Below are 12110 nucleotides of genomic sequence, written 5' to 3' on the forward strand. Positions count from 1 at the left end.
CAGGCTTTGTTGGTAAGACTCAAGCACCAGCAGCAGATGGTGTTCCTTACGAAAAAGGACAAAGATAATTTAAAAAATGTACGGGTTTTTTGTAAAATTTACGTAATAAACTGCTTAAACTCATATAAAATCATGTCGCTTTGTAGTATAATAACCATGCAGTCTTTTCAGTTAGAAGTGAGGGGGATATTATATGGGCACTACAATTAGTGATATTGCAAAAAAATCAGGAGTTTCTCTAGCTACAGTTTCTAGAGTGTTAAATAATTCCGGGTATGTTAAGGATGAAACTAGAAATAAGGTCTTAGAGACTATTAAAGAGATGAATTATACTCCAAGTGCAATAGCAAGAAGTTTATCTAAAAATGAAACTAACACTATTGGAGTCATAGTGCCAGATATAACTAATTCTTACTTTGGAGAGCTTATAAAAGGCATAAGTGAAGTGGCAGAAGCCTCAGATTTGAATATAGTACTTTTTAATACAGATGATAATTTAGAAAAAGAGCTTAAGGCTTTAACTGTAATAAAGGAGCATAGACTTAAAGGGGTAATCATGTCTCCAATGTTTGGAGAAAATGAGTTTAACAGTAATTACGTAAATACACTGGAAAACTTAGATATACCAATAATATTTGTAGTAGCAGATGTTAAGTATACTAGCTTTAGTGGAGTATTCGTTGATAATATAAAGGGTGGTTTTGATGCCACCAATCTTCTTATAAAAGAAGGCCATAAAAAGATTGGAATAATAACAGGATTGCTAAGCTCAGAGCCTGCTATGGATAGACTTATGGGATATAAAAAGGCATTGGCTATGAGCAATATTCCTATTAAGGAAGAATATATATTTAAAGGTGACTTTAAGCTTAGCACCGGTTATGACATAACAAAGGGTGTACTAAGCATGGATGATGGTCCTACTGCTCTTGTTGTATGCAGCAATATGATGACAATGGGTGCTGTTAAAGCAATTTTTGATGAAAATAAAAAAATACCAGATGATCTAGCAATAGTAGGCTTTGATAAACTTGAGTTTTTAGATATGGTTGGCATAAAAATAACTTATATGGAGGATTGTCCAGAGGAATTGGGCAAGTCTTCTATGAATATGCTTAAAGAGGTAATAGAAAATAGGGATGTAACTGAGAAGAAAAGAGTTACTATTTCTCCTACAATTATAATAAAGGGATCAGAGAAGAAGCTTTAGATCGGGTATGCCCATTTAAGTTTCGGCTTTATATTTAGGCGATATTGTGTATTAAGATTAATTTTGCTGGAGGAGGGTTTTTATATGAGAATGTATGATTTGATAATAAAGAAAAGAAATGGTGAAGAACTTACAACAGAAGAAATAAATTACTTTGTAGATGGGTATACAAAAGGTACAATTCCTGATTATCAGGTTTCATCACTTCTAATGGCTATATATTTTCAAAAGATGAATATGAGAGAAACTACAGATCTTACTATGGCAATGGTTCATTCTGGAGATATACTTGATTTGTCTAAGATTGAAGGAGTTAAGGTAGATAAGCACAGTACTGGAGGAGTTGGTGATACAACAACTTTAGTTCTTACTCCTATGGTGGCTGCACTAGGTATTCCAGTAGCAAAGATGTCTGGAAGAGGCCTTGGACATACTGGAGGAACTATAGATAAATTGGAATCTTTTGAAGGCTTTTCAGTTGAAATAACAGAAGAACAGTTTATAGAGAATGTAAATACTAAGAAGATTGCTATAATGGGACAAACTGCGGACTTAGCTCCAGCAGACAAGAAGTTATATGCGCTTAGAGACGTTACTGGTACTGTGGATAATATATCTCTAATATCTTCTAGTATAATGAGTAAGAAAATTGCTGCAGGGGCCGATGCTATAGTATTAGATGTTAAGGTAGGCGATGGTGCCTTCATGAAGTCTTATGAAGATGCGAAGAGATTAGCAGAGGCGATGGTTAGCATAGGTAAGAATGTTGGAAGAAACACAGTAGCTGTAATTTCTGATATGGATCAACCTTTAGGTTTAGGTATAGGTAATGCTTTAGAGGTAAAAGAAGCTTTAGATACTTTAAGCGGAAAAGGACCAAAGGATTTACTTGAACTTTGCTTAACTTTAGGAAGCAATATGGTTGTGCTAGCAGGTAAGGCTTCTACAACTGAAGAGGCTAAGGTTATGCTTTTAAAGACAATAGAAGACGGTTCAGCTATAATGAAGCTTAAAGAATTTGTTGCTGCACAAGGTGGCAATGCTGAACAAGTTACAAATTCTGATTTGCTTCCAAAAGCTAAATTTGTTTATGAAGTTAAGTGCGATAAAGATGGATATATATCAAAAATAAACTCAGAAAACATAGGGTTAGTTGCTATGGAATTAGGAGCTGGAAGAGCAACTAAAGAAGACAGTATTGATCTAGCTGTAGGTATAGTTTTAAACAAAAAAAGAGGAGAAAAGGTAGCAAAAGGAGATGTTCTAGCGTATATTCATGCTGATGATGAAGCTAAGATAGAAAAAGCTGCTAATGGTATATTAGGCAATTACAAGATATCAGATAGTTATGAAGATAATATTCCTTTGATATATGATGTAATAAGATAATAATATATCAACTACTAAAATTTCTTCACATAAGTTAAAAATATAGATTAATGTAAAAATCACTAATGAAATAAGCATTAGTGATTTTTATGAGAAAGATATGTAAGCGCTTCCCTAAATTTATTCAATCATCTATTTAGAGGTGTAAGAGTGAATTGAATTATTTATTATATGGAAGTAAAAGTGCATTAGAGTTCTTACAACAATAAGCCTAAGGAGAAAATGATGAGTTTAAATAGTAGAAAAAACTTTTTTATAATAGATTTTTTTGTTTCTTTTATAGTTGTTTTTGGAGTAGTTATGTTTCTTCCTATGTTCCAAAGCTTCCAACAAATATTTGGTGTAGGTGTATCAAAAATTTCTTGGCTTCCTAATATCGGATATCTTGCAATGATATTATTTCCTTCAGTTGCAGGAAGCGTAATGAATAAAACTGGAGCTAAGAAATCACTTTTGATATTTATTATATTATGGATAATAGGAATATCAGTTGAAATATTGGCCTTAACAACTGTGAATTACTTTTTATTTTGTGTGGGAAGACTAATAGAAGGATTGGCAGAAGCGTCATTTTTCCCTATATTACTTTCTATGAATAAAATGGTTATGAAAGATGAGAAGGATGGAAAGGTCGGTTCTAGTCTTCTTGAAATAGGTTCTGCAATAGGTGGGCTTATAGCGGCAATTGTAGCTGGATATTTTATAAATTCTCCTAGGTTATTTTTAATTATTCCTATGATTATAGGAGCACTAACTTGGGTATTTATAGCTTTATCTATAAATGAGATTAAAAATGGTGTTAATATAGAGCAAGATACAATTACTAAAGTAAAAGAGGGAAAGTGGGATTATATAAGTTTATTGTTCATGATATTTATGACTCAGATAACCTTTGCGGCATCACAAGTATATTTGTCTTACTATATGGAGGCTTATAATGCATCTAGTTACACTGGTCTTATAATATCTTTAGAGCAGATACTTATAGCCATAGGGGCCATGTCCCCAATGTTGTTATTAAAGAGATTCTCCTTTAAGTTCATAAGAAATTTTATGATTGTAATATTTATAATAGGATCCTTGGTGTTATCTCAGCATATGGCATTGCCAGTAGCTATAATAGCTTTAGCAGTAATTGCTTTAGTAGTTGGGATAGGGTTCTCAACTCTAAGTATTTTTGTATCTAAAGTAGTAGTAACTAATGTTTCACAAAAAATGTCTATTTACACTGCGGTAAGATATTTGGGAGGATTCCTTTTATCTTTCCTGTGGGGAATATATATAGATAGCTCTAAGGCTTCAGGCCATAGCTATGTACAAATCTTTGATAAGTTGTATATATGGATAGTTATTTTAGTGGTTATAATATCAATAGTAATAATTATGTTACAGAGAAATAATAAGCTATGGAGTTCTAAAAACTAAAGATTTAACATTAATACACAAGAGTAATATAGAACATAATAGCAATTTAGGCTATAATTTTTAATGTAAGAGTTTACACGTTAGTAACCTTAAATTAAGTCGTGTTTTTGATAATAATAAATTTAATATAATAAATAAGTGCAGAAGGCACTTTAATGGAGGTAGGGAAATGAGCATTCATATAAATGCGCAAGAAGGACAAATAGCAGAAAGTATACTATTACCAGGAGATCCTCTAAGAGCAAAGTTTATTGCTGAAAACTTTCTTCAAGATGTCATATGCTACAATGAAGTAAGAGGAATGTATGGATTTACAGGTACTTATAAGGGAAAGAGAGTATCTGTTCAAGGAACAGGTATGGGAATACCATCTATATCAATCTATGCAAGTGAACTTATACAAACCTATGGCGTAAAAAATCTTATAAGAGTTGGTACTTGTGGTGGTTATCAAGAATCAGTTAAGGTTAGGGATCTCGTAATTGCTATGTCAGCATCAACTGACTCAAATATAAATAAGATAAGATTCAATGGAAGAGATTTTGCTCCAACTGCTAGCTTTAAGCTTTTAAAGAAGGCTTATGATTTTGCTGTAGAAAAAGGTTTTGATCCAAAGGTAGGTAATGTATTTAGCTCAGACACTTTCTATGGAGATACTTCTGATGAGTGGAAGATATGGGCTAAGTTTGGTTGCTTAGGAGTAGAAATGGAAGCAGCTGCACTTTATACCTTAGCAGCTAAGCACAATGTGGATGCTTTAGCATTACTTACTGTAAGTGATCACTTCATTTATGATGAAATAACCTCAGCAGAAGAAAGACAAACAACCTTCACAAATATGATAGAAGTTGCTCTTGATACTGTACATTCATTATAATATAAAATTTTATTGAAGATAATTAGTTAAAAACTAGGCAATAACATTTGTGAATTGCTGATATTATAATAAGATGCACGAAAAATCACTAATGCAGATTAGCATTAGTGATTTTTCAATATAATTCTTTATATAAAATTATATTATGGAATAAGAAGCTTCCATATATCTATAACAAAATCATATAAAACGGTATAAATATTATACTCATCAAAGTTGTTGTAACAGTCATAAGGCTAGCATATTTATGATTGGCGCCAAAACTTTTTGCTACAATAGCTGTATTGGTCATAACTGGCATTGCGGCTTGTATTATAAAGACTTTTTTCATTAGAGTAGGTATAGGGAAGTATAAACATAATAAAAATACCAACAATGGAGATATTAAGAATCTACCAATGAACAAAGCTATCATATCTTTATTTATCTTAATATCTTTAAAGTCTACGGAATGCATTGTTATACCTATAAAGAGCATGGATAGTGGAGTAGTAAGTCCACCTACATATTTACAAGTGTCCATAACAAACTTTGGTGGTGTAACATTTATCATAATCAATATTAGAGCCAATATAAATCCCATCAATGGAGGAGATACTATCCTCTTTAACGTTGCTAAGGAAAAGATACTGCTTTTTTTACTGCTTATTCCATCTTTGCTTATATCATAAACACCTAAGGTCCAGAAGAAGGTGGTGTTAGCTATGTAGTAAAGTAGTACATAAGGCACACTAGATTCTCCGAATAGTGCCAAGTTTACAGGTAGTCCAACAAAGATAGAACTTGAGACAAAGAACATGGAACGGAAGGTACCAGCACTTTTTTCATCTATCTTTAAGCTCTTAGAAGTTAATACTGCTATAAAATACCCTGCGGCCATAGAAACAAAAGGTATAATAAGTCCACTTCCTAAATGTACAAGTTTATCTTTAGTAAAGTTATTCATAAGATCAACTAACATAAGGCAAGGCAGAGCAATATTACAAACAAGCTTAGAAAAGATTTTAGAAGCTTCTTCGTTTAACCAGCCTTTGGATGTCAATAAATAACCAATAAAAATCATTATAACTATGCTTAGAATGCTTTGTAATGCATTAAAAAAAACCATGATGCGCCCCCGAAAGTAAATAATTAAATCCCTTCGGTTATTATAGCAAAATAAAATGTATAAGAAAAATACTTAATAATTAATAAGTTCATACATAAATGAGTATAAATTTAATCAAATGATAAGAAATAAAGGATATTCTATGGCCTTAAATATATCCTAATTTAAATATCTCTAAGAATCTTTTTGCAGGAGCAGATAAATATCTATCTTTTATCCATATTATCCCCGTCTTTGTAACTAAAGAAGGCTCATTTATATCTTTAAACATTAGATTGGCATTTGGCACTAATCCAATCCAGTCTTTTGGAACAATAGCTACTCCCATACCTTTATTAGCCCAAGTTAGAATAGATCTAGTATCTTCTATCTTACAGAATATATTTGGCTCAAAGCCAGCATTTTCACAGGCTTCAACTATGTTTTGTTCAAATCTCCTAGTAACTAGAAGAGGCTTGTTTTCTAATTCACTTATAGATATTTCTTTTATATTTTCATCCCAATATATCTTTTCGCGAGTGGCTGCCACCATTGGAGCACTTTCTAAGTATATAGATTCAAAGCCTTCGGAGTCTACAGGGGTACGAATTATTCCTATTTCTATAACGCCATCTGTCAGAAGCTTTAGTATGTCCTTTGTATCCCCTTCTCTTATATCAAAGGTTATGCCTGGATATTTATCATAAAAGTTCATTACCCTGTTAAGTAATAAGGTATCACCTTCAGATGAGATGGTCCCAATAGATAAGGTTCCATTAAGTCCATCCTTTATATCTTTTAGTTCCTTAAGAGTAGTATCCATAAGTTCAATCATTTGCTCGCAACGATTTTTTAGTATTTGACCCGCACTAGTAATTTGAAACTTTCTAGTACTTCTTTCTATTAACTTGACACCGAGTTCATCCTCAAGCATCTTCAGCTGCTGGCTCAAGTGAGGTTGGGCAATATGTAGTTTCTTTGAGGCTTTAGTTATATTTCCCTGCTTAACTATTTCAAGAAAATATGTCAGTTGCTTAAAGTCCATTTATATGTATTCCTTTCTGCTTAGCAATAGGTGTGTTGCTTTCATGTGACCTATTTGCTCATAAATAAATTATTCATACAAGTCTCCTGCAAGGTCTTCTAATTTCGCATAGTCTAATATAATTAAGGAATTACCATCCTTAGAGATAATCCTTTGTTCACATAGTTTGTTTATAACTCTAAGTAGATGCCTATAGCTTGTTCCTAATAGCTCTGCAACCTCAGTAAGTTTCTCAGCTACAATTCCTTTAAGGCTAGTAGATATATCTTCTTCACTAGATAAGGCTAGTATATAACTTGCAAGCCTATTTTCTAATGGGTAAAGAAGGTTTATAGAGTTTGATACTGCAGAGGTTGCTAACTTTTCAGCTAAAGTCTTACAGATGTGACCTAAGAACACGGCATCATCTTTAGCTTGAGTTCTTATTACATCTATAGGTATAGCTATAAAGGTACAGTTGTGTACTGCTTCTACGTTGCAATTGGCGGTACATTCGCTTATAAACTCAAGGTCCCCCATTACCATAAGTGGATTATAGAATCGTAAAAGAAGAGATTTACCGTTTTTAAGCAAGGTATAAACCTTACACTTTCCTTTAACTAAAAAGTAAAAGTAGTCAATTTCTTCATTGGATTTATAAATAAGCTCACCCTTAGCAAATAATCGAAGCTCCATATACGGAGTTATATCACTATTAAAGTATGAGTTTATGTCATGTAGTGTTATAAATCTTTCTAACAGTAATTTATCGTTTATTTTATTTATAAAAAGCACCTCCATAAGAAACGGATAACTTGATGTAGCTCTGTCTTTTGTTAAGTTATAGTAACAAAAGCTGTTTTTTACTAATCCGCATTTATAGTATCCATATATATTATAGACAATTAGTATAAAGAAAAAAATCGTTAATAAGAATTTAGGTGTTATTTTTTCAATTGTAACTGAATTAATATATAAAGCCTAGTTATGAAATAAATTTTTCAAGCATAATTACTGCTTGCTGAGCTGATAAATTTTTATTATTAATTGTTATAGAGTTCCTACTTCATCATTAAATTCATATTTTAAGCCTATTCCATCAAAAGACACAAGAGCTTTAAAAATACTTTTTGGATTTAAATAGTTCATCTTTATATTTATAGGTAGTAAAATCTAAGACTAAAAAATACATAAAGGTGACATATGTCATATAAGGTATTAGCTTAATTTGATATCTTATCTATAGAGGTACAAATAGTAGGTTATCTTTAAGAACATTGTTCAAATTAAGTGGTCATGAAGGAGCTGCGTAAGATTATTAAAGCATCGGATGGTTGATCACTTAATTTCAACATAGTACTCTAACTTAACCACAAAATAATATTTTGGAGGGGCATATGTATAAGTTTTTTACAGTTATTATAGGATTTATAATTACCATAATGGTTAGTTTTAATAGTGAGCTTCAGTCACATGTGGGAAATAATCTTTCATTAGTAATCATTCATATGATCGGACTTATAAGTGTAATAGTAGTCATGTTAGCAAAGAAAGAAAGTTTTTCTATGGAGCTTAAGGGCATACCTATCTATATTCTATCTGCAGGTGTCATTGGAGTTTTTGTGGTACTAATAAATAACATGACCTTTTCTACAGTAGGAGCTTCTCTGTCTATATCTTTAGGCATGTTAGGTCAGCTTACTGCTGCTACGATTATAGATCAGTTTGGGCTGCTTGGCATGAAAAAGTATGGATTCGAGAAGAAGAAGATAATAGGATTTGCATTTATTATTATTGGAATAGTTGTTATGACTTTATATTAAAAGGGGGATTAAGATGTTTTATATTTTGCTTTCAGTAATAGGAGGGGCTTTCGTTACTTTATCTATGATAATTAATGGCAATCTAGGAGAAAGGATAGGGGGACTTAAGGGAACTCTTATAAATTATATAACTGGACTAGCTTTTGCCGTAGTATTATTTCTAGCAGCAAAGTTAACAGGAAATGCATTGAGTATAGATAAAATCAATATTGCTGGAATACCAGCGTATGCATTCTTTGGAGGGATGTTAGGAGTTTGTGTAATAGTATTATCCAATAAAGTTATCCCAAAGATACCAGCTATATATTCCATGGTATTAATGTTTGTTGGACAACTTATAATGGGTATGGTTATAGATTATTTCAGCTTTAATAAATTTTCTATAGGAAAGCTTATAGGGTCTATTTTTATAATCTTAGGGTTACTCTATAACTTTAATGTTGATAAGAAAACTTCAAAAAAGGTTGCAGAAAACTAGTTTAAATTAAAGTCTGGCATCGTCTGTAATAGAGTGATATGCTAGACTTTTTATTATATAAGGAACTTTACATGAAATACAAAGATTTTAGTAAAGTATAACTAAGTAGAAATAATTTTTTTTGTGATAAGGTATAAAGCCTCTAAAACATAGATTTATAACTTTATTTAAATATATATTTATAAAAACATATAATTATATAAATATATAGTATTCATGCGCCTTTCAAGGTAATACCATTTGAAAAGCTAGAGCACATAAGCTATAATCAGAGGATATGAATAATGAAGGCTTTAATGCTTAAAAGCTTAGTGTAATTAAGATATATCAACTATAGCTTTTTTCCCGTAAGGCTATAAGCTTATTCAAAAAGAAAGGAATTTATAGATGAATCTTTTAACCATAGAGAACGTGTCAAAAAGTTATAGCGAAAAGAAACTTTTTAATAATATAAGCTTTGGAATAAACGAAGGTGATAAGATCGGTATCATTGGTGTCAATGGTACCGGTAAGACTACATTTTTAAAAGTAGTCTCTGGGGTAGAGGTTCCTGATGAAGGAAAGATAGTTAAAGGAAATTCGGTAAGAGTTGAATATCTTTCACAAAGTCCGGATTTTGAGCCTGAATCAACAGTGCTTGAGCAAGTATTTAGAGGAGAAACTCCTCTGATGAAGCTTATAAGGCAGTATGAAAAAACAATGGAAAGCCACAATGCTACACCAGAAGAAATAATGAAACTTACAAGCCAAATGGATAGTATGAATGCTTGGAGTATAGAGAGTGACGCAAAGGCTATACTTAATAAGCTTGGAGTTTCCGACTTCAATGCAAAGGTAGGTAACCTTTCAGGAGGACAGAGAAAGAGAATAGCATTAGCAGCTGTACTTATAAGCCCTTGCGACCTGCTTATACTTGATGAGCCCACCAACCACTTAGACAATGATACTATAGACTGGTTGGAACAGTATTTAAACAAAAGAAAAGGCGCCCTTCTTATGATCACTCATGATAGATATTTCTTAGATAGAGTTGTGAATGAAATAATAGAATTGGATAAAGGGAATTTATATACTTATAAAGGTAACTACAGCGATTTCCTTGAGAAAAAGGTAGAACGTGAAGAAATGGAGTTTGCTAGCGAGAAAAAAAGGCAAAATCTTTTAAGAAAAGAACTTGCTTGGATTAGAAGAGGTGCTAAGGCAAGGAGTACTAAGCAAAAGGCTAGAATAGATAGATTTGAAGAATTAAGTGAGCAAAAGTTAGATATAGACAACTCAAAGGTGGAAATATCAGTAGCAAGTACTCGCTTAGGCAAAAAGGTAATAGAGATAAATAATATAAGTAAATCCTTTGGAGAAAGAAAGCTTATAGATGACTTTAGTTATATTGTGCTTAGAGATGACAGAGTTGGTGTAATAGGACCTAATGGTATGGGAAAGTCAACGCTTATAAATATGATAAGTGGTGAGTTAAAGCCAGATAGTGGTGATATTGAAGTAGGAGAAACTGTTAAGATAGGCGTATTCTCTCAAGAAACTTATCATATGGATAATAGTTTAAGAGTTATTGATTATATCAAAGAGGGTGCGGAGTTTATATCAAACGAAGAAGGTTATAAGCTAAGTGCATCTCAAATGCTTGAAAGATTTAAGTTTCCGCCAGCAGAGCAGTGGACACCTATTGCAAAACTATCTGGAGGAGAAAAGAGAAGACTATATCTTCTAAGAGTGCTTATGGAAGCTCCTAATATACTTATACTTGATGAGCCTACCAATGACTTAGATATAGAGACTCTAACTATTCTTGAGGATTACTTAGACGAGTTTCCAGGAGCTGTTATATCAGTGTCCCATGATAGGTATTTCTTAGATAGAATGGCAACTAAGATTTTTTCCTTTGAAGGAGACGGAAAGGTAGTTCAATATACAGGTAACTACACAGACTATAAGGAAGATAACAGACAAAAAGATATCAACATTGCTGAAGAAAAAACTAAGAAAACTGTTGATAAAAAAGCGGAGGTTGTGGATAATAACCAAGCTAAGAAAAAGGAAAGACCATTAAAGTTCTCTTTTAAGGAACAAAGAGAGTATGACGAAATTGATGATGTTATAGCTGGTATAGAAGAAAAGATTAGTGAATTAGAGTCTAAGATTAATGAAGCAAGTACTAATTACTCTCTGCTTCAAGAACTTATAGCTGAAAAGGAAGAAACCGAAAAGCTTTTAGAAGAAAAAATGGATAGATGGGTTTATCTTAACGATCTTGCGGAGAAGATAAATTCGAATAAGTAAAATACAGAAATAGAGGCTAGTAATGATGCATAGGAATGTTGCATTGTTGCTAGTTTTTTATTTTGGCTATGTTAAAGTACTGTGTTGAAATTAAGTGGTCAGTCATCCGATGCTTAGATGAGCTTGCGCAAAGAATTAATATGATTTTGTCATATTCCATGGCTAAAACTGTAAACTCACTACGTTCGAACATACAGTTTATTAACGCCATTCCATCTGAAAAAATCATTTAATTTTAACTGCTCGCTCATATAGCATATCCTTCATGACCACTTAATTTCAACAATATTATTAAACATAGCCTTTATTTTTAGGAAATTATATTTTAGTTAAATCTATGGATAAGTATGCGTGGATTGATTAAAAGCCAATGAAGGATAAAGAAAAAACTAAAATTATGTGGCTTGCTAAGTTTTCCTTATATGAATTCAGAAAGGCAGATGTGCAAGAAAAGTGTAAAACACTTAATGTGATATAAGGCGAATCCTTAAAATAAAACAGG

Annotated in this window: 10 protein-coding genes; 7 read left to right on the plus strand and 3 right to left on the minus strand. The window is 32.2% G+C overall.

Annotated elements, in window-relative coordinates; genetic code table 11:
* The first annotated feature begins 193 nt into the window (after positions 1–193).
* From GXK57_RS22175 to deoD, 4 genes are all read left to right on the plus strand, one after another.
* Positions 194–1210, plus strand: a complete 1017-nt coding sequence (locus GXK57_RS22175) for a LacI family DNA-binding transcriptional regulator (protein ID WP_160680200.1) — start codon at positions 194–196, stop codon at positions 1208–1210.
* Between the two features lie 84 nt (positions 1211–1294).
* Entirely contained in the window at positions 1295–2599 is a 1305-nt protein-coding gene (locus GXK57_RS22180; protein WP_160680201.1) for a pyrimidine-nucleoside phosphorylase, read from the plus strand.
* Positions 2600–2824: 225 nt separating this feature from the next.
* Positions 2825–4024 (plus strand): MFS transporter, encoded by a 1200-nt coding sequence (locus GXK57_RS22185; RefSeq protein WP_160680202.1) that lies wholly within the window; start codon positions 2825–2827, stop codon positions 4022–4024.
* Positions 4025–4193: 169 nt separating this feature from the next.
* Complete coding sequence (deoD, locus tag GXK57_RS22190; protein ID WP_160680203.1) at positions 4194–4901, plus strand: purine-nucleoside phosphorylase; 708 nt, start codon at positions 4194–4196, stop codon at positions 4899–4901.
* Between the two features lie 169 nt (positions 4902–5070).
* On the opposite strand, the gene GXK57_RS22195 is transcribed toward deoD, so the two are convergent.
* The 3 genes from GXK57_RS22195 to GXK57_RS22205 all read right to left on the minus strand — a co-directional run bounded on the left by GXK57_RS22195 (position 5071) and on the right by GXK57_RS22205 (position 7813).
* Positions 5071–6009, minus strand: a complete 939-nt coding sequence (locus tag GXK57_RS22195) for an AEC family transporter (RefSeq protein WP_160680204.1) — start codon at positions 6007–6009, stop codon at positions 5071–5073.
* A gap of 148 nt (positions 6010–6157) precedes the next feature.
* On the minus strand, positions 6158–7033 hold the full coding sequence (locus GXK57_RS22200; RefSeq protein WP_160680205.1) for a LysR family transcriptional regulator: 876 nt from the start codon (positions 7031–7033) through the stop codon (positions 6158–6160).
* Between the two features lie 69 nt (positions 7034–7102).
* Positions 7103–7813: a cyclic nucleotide-binding domain-containing protein gene (locus tag GXK57_RS22205; protein WP_160680206.1), complete on the minus strand. Its 711-nt coding sequence runs from the start codon at positions 7811–7813 to the stop codon at positions 7103–7105.
* Positions 7814–8409: 596 nt separating this feature from the next.
* On the opposite strand from GXK57_RS22205, the gene GXK57_RS22210 reads away from it, so the two are divergent.
* The 3 genes from GXK57_RS22210 (at position 8410) to GXK57_RS22220 (ending at position 11608) form a co-directional block, all read left to right on the plus strand.
* Positions 8410–8835, plus strand: a complete 426-nt coding sequence (locus tag GXK57_RS22210; RefSeq protein WP_160680207.1) for a DMT family transporter — start codon at positions 8410–8412, stop codon at positions 8833–8835.
* Between the two features lie 13 nt (positions 8836–8848).
* Positions 8849–9313 (plus strand): DMT family transporter, encoded by a 465-nt coding sequence (locus GXK57_RS22215; protein ID WP_160680208.1) that lies wholly within the window; start codon positions 8849–8851, stop codon positions 9311–9313.
* 387 nt (positions 9314–9700) lie between these two features.
* Entirely contained in the window at positions 9701–11608 is a 1908-nt protein-coding gene (locus GXK57_RS22220; RefSeq protein WP_160680209.1) for an ABC-F family ATP-binding cassette domain-containing protein, read from the plus strand.
* The last annotated feature ends 502 nt before the right edge of the window (positions 11609–12110 follow it).

It is taken from the genome of Clostridium sp. C8-1-8 (genome assembly GCF_009928445.1).
GTDB lineage: Bacteria > Bacillota > Clostridia > Clostridiales > Clostridiaceae > Clostridium_AR.